This is a genomic window from Plantactinospora sp. B24E8 (genome assembly GCF_039871735.1).
Classification (GTDB): Bacteria; Actinomycetota; Actinomycetes; order Mycobacteriales; family Micromonosporaceae; genus Plantactinospora.
In genome coordinates, this window is record NZ_JBDPMH010000033.1 from 15,638 (window position 1) to 31,169 (window position 15,532).

At 71.2% G+C, this 15,532-nt stretch carries 11 protein-coding genes; 3 read left to right on the forward strand and 8 right to left on the reverse strand.

What is annotated here, in order from left to right; all coding sequences use genetic code 11:
• Positions 1-7 precede the first annotated feature (7 nt).
• The 3 genes from ABGB21_RS30080 to frc form a co-directional block, all read right to left on the reverse strand.
• Entirely contained in the window at positions 8-1,414 is a 1,407-nt protein-coding gene (locus ABGB21_RS30080) for an Nramp family divalent metal transporter (RefSeq protein WP_347680602.1), read from the reverse strand.
• Positions 1,415-1,805: 391 nt separating this feature from the next.
• Positions 1,806-3,956: an acetate--CoA ligase family protein gene (locus ABGB21_RS30085; protein ID WP_347656591.1), complete on the reverse strand. Its 2,151-nt coding sequence runs from the start codon at positions 3,954-3,956 to the stop codon at positions 1,806-1,808.
• 77 nt (positions 3,957-4,033) lie between these two features.
• Positions 4,034-5,263 carry a formyl-CoA transferase gene (gene frc, locus ABGB21_RS30090; RefSeq protein ID WP_347656593.1) on the reverse strand — a complete coding sequence of 410 codons (1,230 nt, stop codon included), beginning with the start codon at positions 5,261-5,263 and terminating at the stop codon, positions 4,034-4,036.
• A gap of 424 nt (positions 5,264-5,687) precedes the next feature.
• On the opposite strand from frc, the gene sucC reads away from it, so the two are divergent.
• Positions 5,688-6,866 carry an ADP-forming succinate--CoA ligase subunit beta gene (sucC, locus tag ABGB21_RS30095; RefSeq protein WP_347656595.1) on the forward strand — a complete coding sequence of 393 codons (1,179 nt, stop codon included), beginning with the start codon at positions 5,688-5,690 and terminating at the stop codon, positions 6,864-6,866.
• 5 nt (positions 6,867-6,871) lie between these two features.
• Entirely contained in the window at positions 6,872-7,747 is an 876-nt protein-coding gene (gene sucD / locus ABGB21_RS30100) for a succinate--CoA ligase subunit alpha (protein WP_347656597.1), read from the forward strand.
• Between the two features lie 171 nt (positions 7,748-7,918).
• On the opposite strand, the gene ABGB21_RS30105 is transcribed toward sucD, so the two are convergent.
• From ABGB21_RS30105 to ABGB21_RS30125, 5 genes are all read right to left on the reverse strand, one after another.
• Positions 7,919-10,135 (reverse strand): xanthine dehydrogenase family protein molybdopterin-binding subunit, encoded by a 2,217-nt coding sequence (locus ABGB21_RS30105; protein ID WP_347680604.1) that lies wholly within the window; start codon positions 10,133-10,135, stop codon positions 7,919-7,921.
• Positions 10,132-11,127: a xanthine dehydrogenase family protein subunit M gene (locus ABGB21_RS30110; RefSeq protein ID WP_347656601.1), complete on the reverse strand. Its 996-nt coding sequence runs from the start codon at positions 11,125-11,127 to the stop codon at positions 10,132-10,134. The genes ABGB21_RS30105 and ABGB21_RS30110 overlap by 4 nt, the downstream gene beginning before the upstream one ends.
• Positions 11,128-11,129: 2 nt before the next feature.
• Positions 11,130-11,657, reverse strand: a complete 528-nt coding sequence (locus ABGB21_RS30115; protein WP_347680606.1) for a (2Fe-2S)-binding protein — start codon at positions 11,655-11,657, stop codon at positions 11,130-11,132.
• 100 nt (positions 11,658-11,757) lie between these two features.
• A complete protein-coding gene (gene fdhD / locus ABGB21_RS30120) occupies positions 11,758-12,606 on the reverse strand; it encodes a formate dehydrogenase accessory sulfurtransferase FdhD (protein WP_347680608.1) in 849 nt (282 codons plus the stop codon).
• Between the two features lie 108 nt (positions 12,607-12,714).
• The gene (locus tag ABGB21_RS30125) at positions 12,715-14,088 is read right to left on the reverse strand and encodes an OFA family MFS transporter (RefSeq protein ID WP_347680610.1); all 1,374 of its coding nucleotides are present in this window, start codon (positions 14,086-14,088) and stop codon (positions 12,715-12,717) included.
• 138 nt (positions 14,089-14,226) lie between these two features.
• Here ABGB21_RS30125 and ABGB21_RS30130 point away from each other — a divergent pair, with 138 nt between their 5' ends.
• The gene (locus ABGB21_RS30130; protein ID WP_347680612.1) at positions 14,227-15,390 is read left to right on the forward strand and encodes a molybdopterin molybdotransferase MoeA; all 1,164 of its coding nucleotides are present in this window, start codon (positions 14,227-14,229) and stop codon (positions 15,388-15,390) included.
• Positions 15,391-15,532: the final 142 nt, after the last annotated feature.

Genomic DNA, 15,532 nt, shown 5'->3' on the forward strand with positions numbered 1-15,532 from the left:
TTTCCGTCTAGTCGATGACCACGCCGAAGCGGACGAGGCTGTAGATCAGCATGCCGAGGTAGAACGTCGCACCGAAGCCGATCACCAGGTTCTGGAAGATGTTCGGTCGGATCTTCTTCGGCAGCATCAGGTTGTTCACCAGCAGCAGCACGACGCAGTACGCGCCCATCGCGAAGGTGGACAGGAAGGCCAGGATGTCGAGGATCGCACCCGGGCCGTCCGCGGGACCGAAGTTGAGGATCAGGATGCCGAAGACGATCACGCCCCAGAGGAAGCCGGCGTACAGCTTCGACATGCTGAACCGCTTGGCCCCCGGGACGAAGTGGTACGTCATGTCCGCCTGGCCCCGGGAGAACGAGTCGAACAGCCCCAGGGTGGCGTTGAGACCGATCAGCGCGATGAATCCGAGGAAGATGCCGTGCAGCACCGGGGCTCCGGCCGAGGCGAAGGCCTCCGCCATCGCACTCAGCGCCGCCTCCCGCTCGCCGTCCCGGATCACGTCACCGACGCTCGGGTTCTCCCGGACCGCGGTCTGGGCCAGCACGGTGAACGAGATGGTGACCAGCATCGTCACACCCCAGAAGAGCAGCAGGGCGTCGAAGGTGACCCACCGCCGCCAGCCCTTCCACTTCTTCATCTCCTCCGGGTTGTCGGTGTCGAACATGAAGCCACGCGACGGCATGACCTCCTGCTCACCGGCGTGCCGCAGGCCCCGGATCTTTGGGATGTGCGCGCCCATGCCGGCGCCGGAGTCCCGCAGGTGCAGCGTGTACCACATCTGCTGCATGCCGGACGGGCCGGCGAAGGCGATCGCGCCGACGATGACCGGGAACCAGGTCGCCGACATCGCCTCGTCCGGCAGGTAGCCGAAGTGGAACATGCCGCCGAGGGTCTCGGTGACGTCGCTCCACTGGCCGACGATCGAGGCGGCCACCGCGGTGCCGATCACCAGGACACCGATCAGGATGCCGAGCAGGCTCTCCAGCAGCGGGTAGATCACCTTGGCGAGGCTGAACACGATGCCGACCAGGATCAGACCCACACACGCGGATACTGTCCAGGGTATGCCGGTCACCTGTTCGAACGCGGCGGCACCGGTGGAGAGGTGCCCCGGCCAGATGTAGACCAGGATCGCCACGCTGAAGAAGAACCACATCAGTGGTTTGAAGACCCGGGCGGCGCCGAAGAAGATGCTCTCGCCGGTGGCCATCGCGTACCGGGCCATCTCCAGCATCACGAACGCCTGGAGGGTGACGCCGATCAGGAACAGCCACCGGATCTCCGGCCCGAAGATCAGGACCAGCCGGGGCCACATGTACGACTCGCCCATGCCCACGCCGAGCGCGACGAGGAACACGGTCGGGCCGAGCAGGTGGACCGAGGGTGGCGCCTTGGGGAGTTCGCGGATCGGCATCGGTTCGAGCTTGCCGGCCCGCCACACCCGGGTTTCGGTGGCGGTGCCCCCGCCTGCGCCGGAGCGCTGGTCGGGGATCTCTGTGGTGCCGGATGTCGCAGGCGTACTACTTGTCGACTGGCTGTGGGCAGGGCGGTTCGAAGCGTCCACGCTGGACCTCCTAGGGACTTCCGACGACACGAATCCGGTGGACGGAGCCGGACCCGACGTGCATGTGTCCTTCGACCCCTGGCCGCGGAGCGGGTCGCCGTGAGGCTAGTGGCCCCTCCAACTGCCTGGTGTGGTGTAGCGGATGTGCATCGGACCTTCCCCGACCTTCCGGTGGGTCCGTCGCGGCGGTCGCCGCGACGGACCGGGTCGGGAAAGGTCCGTTGGTGCGACGGTCGCCCGGTCAACCACCGAGCAGACCGGCGGAGCGTGCCCACCGGTACTTGGCACCGAGCACGGCGACCGGCTTCTCCGTGGTGTACGGGTAGGCGACGATCCCGTGCCGGTAGAGGTGTTCGCTGGCCTGCTCCACCTCGACGTCGCCGGCGAGCGAGGCGACGACGGGCTTGTGGATGCCCTTGGCCCGGAACTCGTTGACCACGTCGACGACCAGCTCGGCGAAGACCATCGGCGGGGTGACGATGGTGTGCCAGTAGCCGAGGATCAGCGAGTGGATCCGGGGGTCGGACAGGCCGAGCGCGACGGTGTTGCGGTACGTCGACGGCGGCTCGCCGCCGGTGATGTCCACCGGGTTGCCGGCCGCGCCGAACGGCGGGATGAACTTCCGGAACGCCTCGTCGAGGTCGGCCGGGATCTCCATCAGGGTGAGCCCGTTGTCGACGCAGGCGTCGGAGAGCAGCACCCCGGAGCCTCCGGCGCCGGTGATGATGACGACGTTCTCGCCCTGCGGGGTGGGCAGCAGCGGAATTCCGCGGGCGTACTCCAGCAGGTCGTTGAGGCCGGGGGCGCGGATCACGCCGTTGGAGCGGAGGATGTCGTCGTAGACCTTGTCGTCACCGGCGAGCGCACCGGTGTGCGAGCTGGCCGCCCGGGCGCCCATCGAGGTGCGGCCGGCCTTGAGCACGATCACCGGCTTGGTCTTCGACACCCGGCGGGCGGTCTCGGCGAAGCCCCGGCCGTCCTTCAGGTCCTCGAGGTGCATGGCGACCAGCTGGGTGTTCGGGTCGCTCTCGAAGAAGGTGAGCAGGTCGTCCTCGTCGATGTCGGACTTGTTGCCGACCCCGACGATCGAGGAGACCCCCATCTGCGCGGAGCGGCTGAAGCCGAGGATCGCCATCCCGATGCCGCCGCTCTGCGAGGTGAGCGCGACTCCGCCCTTGACGTCGTACGGGGTGCAGAAGGTCGCCGACAGGTTCTCCGGCGTGTAGTAGTAGCCGTAGATGTTCGGTCCGAGGATGCGTACCCCGTGCCGGCGGGCGATCGCCACCACCTCGGCCTGCAGCTCGTGGTTGCCGGTCTCGCCGAAGCCGGACGGGATCAGGATCGCCCCGGCGACGCCCTTGGCGCCGACCTCCTCGAGCGCGGCCGGTACGAACTTGGCCGGGATGGCGAAGATCGCGACGTCCACCGGGCCGGGTACGTCGGCGATGCTCCTGAACGCCTTGCGGTCCAGGATCTCGGTGGCCTTCGGGTTGATCGGGTAGATCTCGCCCTGGTAGCCGCCGTTGACCAGGTTCTTCATCACCGAGTTGCCGATCTTGCCGGCCTCGGCGGAGGCCCCGATCACCGCGACCGAGGCGGGCCGCATGATCCGGTTCATGCTGGCCAGGATCTCCTCCTCGGAGAACCGCTCCGGCTGCTTCGCGGCCTCCTCGTCGATCAGGATCCGTACGTCGACCGCGGTGGCGCCGGTCGAGGTGGCCAGCACCGGGTTGAGGTCGACCTCGGCCAGCTCCGGGAAGTCGGTGACCAGGTCGGAGACCCGGACGATGAGGTCGGCGAGGATCTCCCGGTTGGCCGGCTCGGCACCGCGTACGCCGCGCAGGATCTCGGCGGAGGCGATCCCGTCGATCATCGACAGCGCGGTCGTGGTGTCGGTCGGGGCGAGCCGGAAGGTGACGTCCTTGAGCACCTCGACCAGCACGCCGCCGAGGCCGAACGCCACCACCTTGCCGAAGGTCTGGTCGGTGACCGTACCGACGATGACCTCGTGGCCGGAGTCGAGCTGCTGCTGCACCTGGACTCCGACGATCGTGGCGTCGGCCCGGTACGCCCGGGCGTTGTCGATGATCGTCTGGTAGCCGGCCGCGACCGCCTCGGCGGTGTGCAGTCCGACCAGCACCCCGCCGGCCTCGGTCTTGTGCAGGATGTCCGGCGACACGATCTTCAGGACCACCGGCAGACCGATCCGTCCGGCCAGCGCCACCGCCTCGTCGGCGCTGGTCGCCAGGCCCTCGCCGGGAGTGCTGATCCCGTACGCCTCCACCACCAGCCGGCCCTCGGGCGCGGTCAGCGAGGTCCGGCCCTCGGCCTTCACCTGGTCGAGCACCCGCCGTACGGCCTCGCGGTCGTAGCTGCTGTCGTTCACTGGCATTCTCTGTCGTCTCCTTAGGGACGTCACATTCCGCCGGTTACGGCGGGCGGGTCTGGTTCGGTCGGCGGTCGCGGGCCTCAGACGGCGCCGGCGGCGCGCAGCTCGCCGACCTGCCGCTCGTCGTAACCGAGCTCGGCCAGGACCTGCGCGGTGTGCTCACCGAGCAGCGGCGAGCGCTCGATCTCGACGTGCGAGTCGGAGAGCTTGAGCGGGTTGCCGACCGTCTTGTACGTGCCCCGGGTCGGGTGCGCGACCTCCACCACCGAGCCCAGCTCGGCGAGGGTCTCGTCCTCGATCAGCTCCTTGGTCGACAGGATCGGCCCGCACGGGATGTTGTGTGCGTTGAGCTTTTCCATGACCTCCCACTTGGTGTGCTTCTCCGTCCACTCCTCGATCAGCGCGAACGCCTTGTCGAGCTTGTTCAGGCGCACCTGCGGGGTGTTCCAGGCCGGGTCGTCGGCCAGTTCGGGGCGGCCGATCAGTTCACAGATCGGCTTCCAGCCGACCGGCTGGATGATGACGTAGATGTAGTCGTTCGGGCCGCCGGGGGCGCAGCGCACCGCCCAGCCGGGCTGGCCGCCGCCGGAGGCGTTGCCGGAGCGTGGGACCTCGTCGCCGAAGCTCTCGTTCGGGTACTCGCCGAGCGGGCCGTGGGCCAGCCGCTGCTGGTCCCGGAGCTTGACCCGGCACAGGTTGAGCACCGCGTCCTGCATGGCGACCTGGACGCGCTGGCCGCGTCCGCTGTGGGTGCGCTGGTAGAGCGCGGCGAGGATGCCGGCCACCAGGTGGATGCCGGTGCCGGAGTCGCCGATCTGCGCGCCGGTGGCGGTCGGCGGGCCGTCCTCGAAGCCGGTGGTGCTCATCGAGCCGCCCATCGCCTGGGCGATCACCTCGTAGGCCTTGAAGTTGGCGTACCGCCCGGGGCCGAAGCCCTTGATGGAGGCGTAGATGAGACCGGGGTTGATCTCCTGCAGCCGCTCCCAGGGGAAGCCGAACCGTTCGACGACGCCGGGGCCGAAGTTCTCCACCAGGATGTCCACCTCGGACACCAGCTTGGTGAAGACCTCCTTGCCCTGCTCGTGCTTCATGTTCAGGGTGATGCTCCGCTTGTTGGCGTTCAGCATCGTGAAGTAGAGGCTGTCCACGTCGGGGAGGTCGCGGAGCTGGCCACGGGTGATGTCCCCCTGTCCGGGCGCCTCCAGCTTGATGACGTCCGCGCCCAGCCACGCCAACAGTTGTGTGGACGAGGGACCGGACTGTACGTGCGTCATGTCGAGGACCCGTACGCCCTCCAGTGCCTTACCCATGAGCGAACCTCCTGTACGCGCCGCGCCATGCGTTGCCGATCGTGGTGCGAGGGATCCGTTGTGTGACCACTGTCGCGGTCCGACGTCCGGATCTCCGCCCACCTTCGAGGATTGCATACCGTATGGGGTAGGCAATATCGTGGCGCATGTAACAGCGGAGTGTCTAGGGGGTAGCAAGACGTTTTCCGCGTGACCGCCCGGCGGGCCGGCAGACCGGACTCCCGCCCGGCGGCGCGGACGGACCTGCCCCCCGGTTCGCCGGGACGGCCACGGCCCGGCACCGGCGTCCGACCCCACTCCCCCCGTCGGCGGACCCGCCGCTCGGTTCCACGTTCCACCTCCGATCCCGATGTCCGATCCCGGTCGACGTACACCCGCGAGCGGGACCAACCACCACCAAGAGGTCGAAGAGAAGGGAGACCCGGTGGATCTGTTCGAGCACCAGGCACAGGAACTGTTCGCCAAACACGGCGTACCGGTCAGCCGGAACCGCGTCGCCACCACCCCTGACGAGGCGTACGCCGCGGCCGCCGAGATCGGCGGCCGGGTGGTGGTCAAGGCCCAGGTGAAGACCGGCGGCCGGGGCAAGGCCGGCGGGGTGAAGCTGGCCGACGGACCGGACGGGGCCCGGGAGGTCGCGAGCGCGATCCTCGGCATGGACATCAAGGGCCACACCGTGCACAAGGTGCTGGTCACCGAGGCCAGCGAGATCGTCGACGAGTACTACGCCTCACTGCTGCTCGACCGCTCGCAGCGGGCCTTCCTGGCGATGGTCTCCCGGCAGGGCGGCGTCGACATCGAACAGGTGGCGGCCGAGAACCCGGAGGCACTCGCCCGGTTGCACGTGGACCCGGCCCGTGGCCTCGACCCCGACACCGCACGCCGGCTGGTCGCCGACGCCGACCTGCCCGACGAGGTACGGGGTGCCGTGGTCGACATCCTGGTCCGGCTCTGGGACGTGTTCCGCAAGGAGGACGCCACCCTGGTCGAGATCAACCCGCTGGCCCGGCTCGCCGACGGCACCGTCCGGGCCCTGGACGGCAAGGTGACCCTGGACGGCAACGCCCGGTTCCGCCAGCCCGGCCACGGGGAGTTCGTCGACAACAGCGCCACCGACCCGCTCGAGGTCCGGGCCACCGAGAAGCACCTCAACTACGTCAAGCTCGACGGCCAGGTCGGGGTGATCGGCAACGGCGCCGGCCTGGTGATGAGCACCCTCGACGTGGTCGCCTACGCCGGTGAGGAGTACGGCGGGGTACGACCCGCCAACTTCCTCGACATCGGCGGCGGCGCCTCCGCCGAGGTGATGGCCGACGGGCTCGAGATCATCCTCGGCGACCCCGACGTCCGGAGCGTTTTTGTCAACGTCTTCGGCGGGATCACCGCCTGCGACGCCGTCGCCAACGGCATCGTCCAGGCGGTCGGGCTGCTCACCGCCCGGGGCGAGACGATCACCAAACCACTGGTCGTCCGGCTGGACGGCAACAACGCGGCGCAGGGCCGGCGGATCCTCGCCGAGGCCGCGCTGGAGGGCGTACGGACCGTGGACACGATGGACGGCGCGGCGCGGCTCGCCGCCGAACTCGCCGGCAAGGGGGCGTGAGCACGATGGCAATCTTCCTTACCGAGAAGAGCAGGGTGCTGGTGCAGGGCATCACCGGTACCGAGGGCACGAAGCACACCCGGCGGATGGTCGCCGCCGGCACCAACATCGTCGCCGGGGTCACCCCGGGCAAGGGCGGCCAGCAGGTCGACGACATCCCGGTCTTCAACAACTGCGCCGAGGCGGTCCAGGCCACCGGCGCCGACGTCACCGTGGTCTTCGTACCGCCCCGGTTCGCCAAGGCGGCGGTGATCGAGGCGGTCGACGCCGAACTCGGCCTCGCCGTGGTGCTGACCGAGGGGATCCCGGTGCACGACACCGCGACCTTCTGGGCGTACGCGAGCGCGGCCGGGAACCGTACCCGGATCATCGGGCCGAACTGTCCCGGACTGATCAGTCCCGGCCAGTCCAACGCCGGGATCATTCCGGCCGACATCACCAAGCGGGGGCGGATCGGGCTGGTCAGCAAGAGCGGCACCCTCACCTACCAGCTCATGTACGAACTGCGCGACTTCGGCTTCTCCACCTGCGTCGGCATCGGCGGCGACCCGATCGTCGGCACCACCCACATCGACTGCCTGCAGGCGTTCGAGGACGACCCGGAGACCGACGCGATCGTGATGATCGGCGAGATCGGTGGCGACGCCGAGGAGCGGGCCGCCGACTACATCCGGGAGCACATCAGCAAGCCGGTGGTCGGCTACGTCGCCGGCTTCACCGCCCCGGAGGGCAAGACGATGGGGCACGCCGGCGCGATCGTCTCCGGCTCCTCCGGGACGGCGGTGGCCAAGCAGGAGGCGTTGGAGGCGGTCGGGGTGCGGGTCGGCCGGACGCCGTCCGAGACCGCCGCGCTGATGCGGGAGACGTTGCTCGCGCGCTGACCGACCGCGAGCGGCCGGCGCCCGCCGAACTCGGCAGGCGGGCTCCGGCGCCACCGCGCCGGTCGGCGCAGGTCCGGGCGGAGACCGACACCTCCGCCCGGACCCCGACCGGCCCCACGTCCGCCGCCACCCCGCCGGGCCGGTCAGCCCGAGCCGATCAGCCCGAGCCGATCAGCTCGGGGCGATCAGCTGTTCGAGTGTGATGGGCAGGGACCGGATCCGTACCCCGGTCGCGTGGTGGACCGCGTTGGCGATCGCGGCGGCCGTCCCCGGCAGGCCCACCTCGCCGACCCCCTTGGTACCGACCGGGGTCAGCCGGTCCGGACCACCGACAAAAACGACGTCCAGGTCACCGATGTCGGCCTGCACCGGGACGAGGTAGTCGCCGAGGTTGGCGTTCGCCACCCGCCCGGTCCGGGCGTCGGTGCGGGTCTCCTCGAACAGCGCCTGGCCGATCCCGCCCACCGTGGCGCCGATGATCTGGCTACGGGCCAGCTTCTCGTTGAGGATCCGCCCGCCGTCGACCACCGACAACACCCGGGGTATCCGGATCAGCCCCAGTTCGGAATCGACGTGCACCTCCACGAACTTGGCCGCGAAGGCCCCGGCCGGTGCCATCCCGACCTGCTGGGCCTCGGGCGGGCTGCTCGCCCCGTCGGCGGTCAGCTCGTCGAGCCGGTGCCGTTCCAGGATCGCGACATAGCTCTCCCCCCGCCGCGGGTCGGTCCGGTGGTGGATCCGCCCACCGCTGACCGCGACGTCGTCCACGGTGCAGCGGCGCAGCGGCGAGCCAGGATCGTCGGCGACCCGGTCGAGGAAACGCCGCAGGAGATTGCGGCAGCTGTCGTACACCGCATTGCCCAGCGCACCGGTCAGCCCCGACCCGCCCGCCTGCGGTGCGGGTGGCATGTCCGAGTCGCCCAGGTCGAACCGGACCCGGTCCGGGTCCAGTCCGAGCAGTTCGGCCGAGAGCTGCCACATCACCGTGTAGGTCCCGGTGCCGATGTCGGTCGCGGCGCTGCGGACGTAGCCGGTGCCGTCCCGGCTGATCGTGGCCCGCGCCGCGCACGGCATCTGCCACCAGAGGTAGCTCACCCCGGCCATGCCGTAACCGACCCGCCACCGGCCGTCCCGCATGGCACCGATCCGTGGGTCCCGCCGCGACCAGCCGAACCGGTCCGCCCCGACCGTGTAGCACTCGCGCAGCGCCTTGCTCGACCAGGGCAGGCCGTACTGCGGCTGGACCTCGGCGTAGTTGCGCAACCGGAGCTCCAGCGGGTCCATCCCGAGCCGGTGGGCGAGTTCGTCGATTGCCGACTCCAGCCCGAAGTTGCCCTGCGCCTCCCCCGGCGCGCGCATCGACCCCGGGCACGGGATGTGCAGCCGCCGCTGCCGGTCCCGGTACCGCACGTTCGGGCAGGCGTACGCGTTGGCGCTGACCGCCGCGACCGGCTCCGGGTTCTCGTCCTCCATCGCGACGGTCTGCACGGCCTCGTGGTCGAGGGCGACCAGCCCACCGTCCCGGCGGGCGCCGATCCGGATCCGCTGCACGGTGTTGGGCCGGTGGCCGACCCCGGTGAACATCTCCGGGCGGGAGAGCACCAGCTTCACCGGCCGCCCGACGACCCGGGCGGCGAGCACCGCCAGCACGGTGTGCGGCCACACCCGCAGCCCCGACCCGAAGCCGCCGCCGACGTATTTCGCGTAGACCCGGACCGCCTCCTCCGGCAGACCGAACACCTGGGCCAAAGTCGTACGCACGTTGGACGTCCACTGGGTGGAGTCGTGCACGGTGACCCGGTCGCCGTCCCAGGCCGCCACGGTCGCAAAGAGCCCCAACGGGTTGTTGGTGTTCTCCGCCGTGGTGTACGTCGCCTCGTGCACCACGTCCGCGGCGGCCAGTCCGGCGTCGAGGTCACCCCGTCCGCCGTCGAAACCGAACGGGTCGATCTTCAACTCGCCCCGGTCGTCGTCGATGTCCAGGGCGGCCTCGGCCCGCTCGTACGTGACGGTGACGGACCGGGCCGCGTCCGTCGCCTGGTACGCCTGCTCGGCGACCACCACCGCCACGTACTGCCCGTTGTGCAGGATCCGGTCGTCCTGCAGCGGTGGCGGCGGGGTCGGTCCGAGGTTGTTCTCCGGCCCCGGCCGCAGCCGTGGGGCGTTGTGGTGGGTGAGCACCGCCAGCACCCCGGGCAGCGCCTCGGCGGCGGCGGTGTCGATCGCGGCGATCCGGCCGGCGGCGACGGTGGACCGGACCAGCGCGGCGTGCGCCATCGCCGGATACCTGACGTCCGACGGGTACGGCGCCGCGCCGGCCACCTTCAACGGTCCGTCGACCCGGTCCAGTCCGGCCCCGACCACCCGCGTCGGTTCCGTCATGGTCATGGCCGGTCCCCCACGACGGTCTCCAGCGCCCGGACCATCGTCCGTCTGGCCAGCTCCGGTTTGAACGCCGTACCCGGCACGGTGAACGGGTCGTGGATCTCGGCCTCGGCCGCCCACCGGTAGGTCGCGGTGGTCGCCGCCGCGCCGGTCAGCACCGCCTCGGCGGCCCGGGCCCGCCAGGGAACCGTCCCGACGCCCCCGAGCCCGACCCGGGCCTCGGTGATCGTCCCGTCCTCCACGGTCAGCACGGCGGCCACCGAGACGAGCGCGAACTCGTAGGAGGCGCGGTCACGCACCTTCAGGTAGAGCGACCGGGCCGTCGATGGGAGTAGCGGCACCTCCACCCCGGTGACCAGGTCGCCGTGCCGCAGTACGGTCTCGACGTCCGGCCGCTCGCCGGGCAGGACGTAGAACTCGGTCAGCGGGATCCGCCGCCCGCCGTCGACACCGCGTACCTCCACCACGGCGTCCAGCGCCACCAGCGGTACGCAGAGGTCCGAGGCGTGCAGGGCGATGCAGGTCTCGCCCGCGCCGAGAATGGCGTGCATCCGGGCCGCCGCGCCGGTGATCGCGGCGCAGCCCGACGATGGTCGCCGTTTGTTGCAGTCCGGCACGGTCGGATCCCGGAAGTACCGGCACCGGGTGCGCTGCAACAGGTTGCCGCCGATCGTCGCCATGTTGCGCAGTTGGGCCGAGGCCCCGGCGAGCAGTGCCGTCCGGACCAGCGGGAGGCGGCGGGCCACGGTGGGGTCGGCCGCCAGTTCCTCCATCGTCGTCAGCGCGCCGACCCGCAGCGTCCGGTCGTCCGCGGTGATCCCGTGCAGCGGCAGCCGGGTGATGTCGACCAGCCGCTCGGGGTCGAGGATGCCGTCCTTGAGCATCAGGTCGACCTGGGTGGTGCCGCCGGCCAGGTACTGCGCGGCGGGGTCGGCACTGACCAGCGCCACCGCCGCGCCCACGTCGTCGGGGCGCAGGTACTCGAACGGGCGCACGGCTATCCCACCGCCTCACGGGCGACCTCGCGGATCGCGGCGAGGATGTTCGGGTAGGCGCCGCAGCGGCAGATGTTGCCGCTCATGAACTCGCGGATCTCCTCGTCGCTGCCGGCTCGGCCCTCCCGGAGCAGGGCGACCGCCGACATGATCTGGCCGGGGGTGCAGTAGCCGCACTGGAAGCCGTCGTGGCGCAGGAAGGCGTCCTGGAGCGGGTGCCGTCGCCCGTCCTCGGCGAGTCCCTCGATCGTGGTCACCCGCCGGCCCTCGCACTGGGCGGCCAGCGTCAGGCAGGCCAGCACCCGCCGGTCGTCGACCAGCACCGTGCAGGCCCCGCAGGCACCCTGGTCACAGCCCTTCTTGGTGCCGGTCAGCCCGACTTCGTCGCGGAGCGCGTCGAGCAGGGTGACCCGGTTGTCGATCCGCAGGTCGCGGAGGGCTCCGTTGACGGTCAGGGTCAGGTCGATCCCGGTGGCGCCGGTGGGCGTGACCGTCCGTCCGGCGCCCCGGTGTCCGTCGTCTCGACTCATGCGGCCTCCAGCCATATCCGACATACCGCCGTTACCGGCAGTATCCAGGAGGACAGGGACCAAGGAAGCCACAACCGCGCGAAAAGGAGCCTAGGCTCGGTCAGGCCGGGGCCTCGGTACGGTCCCGCCGCACGAGCCGGTCCGCACCGGCGTACACGTTCATCGACGCACCGCGCAGGAAGCCGATCAGGGTCAGACCGGAGTCCTCGGCCAGCTCGGCGGCGAGCGAGGAGGGCGCGGAGACCGCCGCCAGCGCCGGTACGCCGGCCATCACCGCCTTCTGGACCAGCTCGAACGAGGCCCGGCCGCTGACCATCAGCACGGTGCCGCGCAACGGCACCCGGCTGTTGCGCAACGCCCAGCCCACCACCTTGTCGACCGCGTTGTGCCGGCCCACGTCCTCACGCAGGCAGTGCAGCCGGCCGTCGGCGGAGAAGAGCCCGGCGGCGTGCAGTCCGCCGGTCCGGTCGAAGACCCGCTGCGCGTTGCGCAGGGTGTCGGGCAGGGTGCTGACCACCGCGGGATCGATCCGCACCGGGTCGTCCCGGACCGACCAGGCGGCGATCGTCCGCACCGCCTCCAGGCTCGCCTTACCACACAGCCCGCAGGACGAGGTGGTGTAGAAGTTGCGCTCCAACGACGGGTCCGGTGGCGCCACCCCCGGGGCCAGCACCACGTCGACCACGTTGTAGGTGTTCACCCCGTCGGCGGTGGCGCCGGCGCAGTAGCGGATGTTGGCGATCTCGGAGCCGGCCCGGACCACCCCCTCGCTGACCAGGAACCCCGCCGCCAGGTCGAAGTCGTCGCCCGGCGTGCGCATCGTGATCACCAGCGAGCGGCCGTTCACCCGGATCTCCAGCGGTTCCTCGGCCGCCAGGGTGTCGACCGGCTCGCTGCGTACCCCGTCGACGATCCGGACGACCCGGCGTCGACTCGTCACCCGTCCCATCCCGCCACCACCGATCCTCTCCGGCCCGGCACACCGGGCACACCGCGTCGCGGGATCCGCACCCGCGTCACCGCGGACCACCGGTCACCCGTACGCCGTCTCCGCGCGCTAGATGCGGTCGACGCCGAGTGGCGACGGCAGCCGGACCACGGCGAGCCCGGGCTGACGCATCCACCGGGTCAGCGCCGCGCCGAGCAGACCGAGGCAACCGGCTACCACGAACGGTACGACAGAATCCGGTGTGGTCACGACCAGCCCGGCGAGCAGGATTCCGAGTACGCCGCCGACCGCCTTGCCGGTGTAGACGATCCCGTAGTTCGGCACCGTCGCGTCGTCGCCGAACCAGTCCCGGACCAGACTGACCAACAGGGAGTACCCGGCTCCGGTACCGGCGCCGGCCGCCGCCGCGAAGCCCACCACGACCGCCGGGTGGTTGTTGTTGGCCGCGGCGGCGAGCAGCCCGAACTGTGCCACCCCACCGACCAGCAGGGCGAGCCCCAGGGTGCCCCGCCGCCCGATCCGGTCGGAGAGGGAACTGGTCACCGCCCGTCCGATGCCGTTCGACGCGGCCAGCGCACTCATCGCGGCCACCAGGGCCAGCGCGGAGAGCCGACCGGCGTGCGCGGAACCGGCGAGGTACGCGATGTCGAACAGCGCCATCGCCGCGGTGAGGACCACGACCACGAACATCATCGGCAGCATGCCGCTGCGCCACGCCGCCCTCGGCGGGTACGGCCGGACGGCGGGCCGGTTGTGCGGGATGCTCCGGTTGATCCGGCGGTCGACCGCCCACCGCTGTGGATCGATCTCCACCGGCCACCAGTTCCTCGGTGGTCGGCGCATCAACAGTCCACAGAGCCCGACGACCAGGAAGACGGCCACCGCGGTGCCGTCGAGGACGGCGGTACGGTTGCCCGGGTCGAGGGCGTAGCCGGCGAAGACCACGAACGGGATCGCGCCGTACCCGAAGGCGGCGCTGACCATGGCGACCCGGCCCGCGATCCGCTCGGGGAACCACTCGGTGACGGTGGCGACGCAGGTCATGTAGACCAGGCCGGCGCCGAACCCGCCGAGTACCGAATAGCCGAGCAGGACGCTGGCCAGGTCGGTACGGTGCGCCAGGGTGACCAACGCGACCGCGCAGCCGGCCGCCCCGACCAGCATCGGTACGGCGAGCCGGACCCGCAGTCGCTGGTACAGCCAGCCGCCGAGTGGTGAGCTGGCGGCCTGGCAGGCCACCCACAGCCCGAGTACGCCGAACGCCTGCCAGAGGCTCCAGCCGTTGGCCTCGGTGAGGGTGGGCAGGGCCGCGCCGAAGCCGTACTGGAAGAGGCTGATCGCCAGCATCGCGGCCCAGGGCAGCCGGGTCATCCACGATCGGGAGCGCCCCAGCAGGGCGCGGTCGCTCTCGCCGATCCGGTAGCGGCGGCCGTAGAGGTCGCTGATCTCGCGTACCGGGGCGGGGTGATCGCTGGAGTCCATGGGTTCCTCCAACCGGGCCACTGTATACAGTATGTCGAGTGCACTATTCTCTATCACGCGACCGGCGACTGTCCAGATCGATCGGCCAGGCCGGCCGATGTCGTTGATACTGGTGCGGACGAGCGGCGAGGAGCGCGGATGAGACTCGGCACGGTCAGCGCCACCGGTTGGCAGCAGGCCCGGCGGTACGCCCGCGACACGGCCCGCCCCCTCCCACCGGTCCAGACACCCCTGGCCGACGCGGTCGGTGCGGCCCTGGCGACACCCCTGGTCGCCCTCTCCCCGCTGCCGGCCTACGACGCCGCCGCGATGGACGGGTACGCGGTCGCCGGCCCCGGACCGTGGCAGGTCACCGGACGGGTCCTCGCCGGTGACCCGCACCCGCCGGTCGCCCTGCTGCCCGGATACGCGGTCGAGATCGCCACCGGTGCCGTGGTGCCGGGCGGCGCCGACGCCGTCCTGCCGTACGAACGCGCCGTCCGACACGGCCGAACGGTCACCGGCGAGATCGAACCCGGTCGGCACGTACGCCGTCGGGGCGAGGACTGCCCGACCGGCCGGGAGGTGCTGCCCGCCGGCACGGTCGTCACCCCGGTCCTGCTCGGTCTCGCCGCCAGCCTCGGCCACGACACGCTGACCGTGCACCGCCGCCCCCGGGTCGGCGTGGTGGTCACCGGCGCCGAACTGCGGACCAGCGGCCTGCCCGCTCCGGGGCAGGTCCGGGACGCGATCGGGCCGATGCTGCCCGGGCTGCTCCGCTCCGCCGGCGCCGAGCCGGCCTGGGAGACCCGGGTCGCCGACGACCGGGCGGCACTGGTCGCCGCCCTGCTCCGCTCCGACGCCGAGGTCCTGGTGGTCTGCGGGGCCACCTCGGCCGGTGCCGCCGACCACCTGCGCGGGGCGCTCGACACCCTCGGCGCCGACGTGCCGGTGCACGGGGTCGCCTGCCGACCCGGGCATCCGCAACTCCTGGCGATCCTGCCGGACGGCCGGCACGTCGTCGGCCTGCCCGGAAACCCGTACGCCGCACTGGCCGCCGTACTGACCCTGCTCGTGCCGCTGCTCGGGCGGCTCGCCGGCCGTACCGAACCCCCACCGCTGACCAGCACCCTGGCCGGGCCGGTGGCCAGCCATCCGCACGACACCCGGCTGGTTCCGGTGCTGCGGACCGGTGCCACCGCCACCCCGCTGCACCACGACCGTCCCGGCTCGCTCCGGGGCGCCGCCGGGGCGGACGCGCTCGCCGTCGTACCGCCGGAGTGGGACGGCACCGGCGAGGTCGAACTCCTCCGCCTCGGCTGATCGTGGGCATGGCAGCGCGGCCCGGCGACTCCGTGCCGTCGAGCGGGCCGCACCGAGGGTAGGAGCGACGCCGACCCGAATCAATACTTGACGGCGTGAAGTATTTAGGCGATGGTTTCCGCCAGGTTTCCACAGTGGCCGC

What these genes read in the sequence shown, in the direction of transcription:
- sucD (WP_347656597.1), top strand. Translation starts at nt 6,872, where the DNA reads ATGGCAATCTTCCTTACCGAGAAGAGCAGGGTGCTGGTGCAGGGCATC.
- ABGB21_RS30115 (WP_347680606.1), bottom strand. Translation starts at nt 11,657, where the DNA reads ATGAGTCGAGACGACGGACACCGGGGCGCCGGACGGACGGTCACGCCC.
- ABGB21_RS30080 (WP_347680602.1), bottom strand. Translation starts at nt 1,414, where the DNA reads ATGCCGATCCGCGAACTCCCCAAGGCGCCACCCTCGGTCCACCTGCTC.
- fdhD (WP_347680608.1), bottom strand. Translation starts at nt 12,606, where the DNA reads ATGGGACGGGTGACGAGTCGACGCCGGGTCGTCCGGATCGTCGACGGG.
- frc (WP_347656593.1), bottom strand. Translation starts at nt 5,263, where the DNA reads ATGGGTAAGGCACTGGAGGGCGTACGGGTCCTCGACATGACGCACGTA.
- ABGB21_RS30125 (WP_347680610.1), bottom strand. Translation starts at nt 14,088, where the DNA reads ATGGACTCCAGCGATCACCCCGCCCCGGTACGCGAGATCAGCGACCTC.
- ABGB21_RS30130 (WP_347680612.1), top strand. Translation starts at nt 14,227, where the DNA reads ATGAGACTCGGCACGGTCAGCGCCACCGGTTGGCAGCAGGCCCGGCGG.
- ABGB21_RS30105 (WP_347680604.1), bottom strand. Translation starts at nt 10,135, where the DNA reads ATGACCATGACGGAACCGACGCGGGTGGTCGGGGCCGGACTGGACCGG.
- ABGB21_RS30085 (WP_347656591.1), bottom strand. Translation starts at nt 3,956, where the DNA reads ATGCCAGTGAACGACAGCAGCTACGACCGCGAGGCCGTACGGCGGGTG.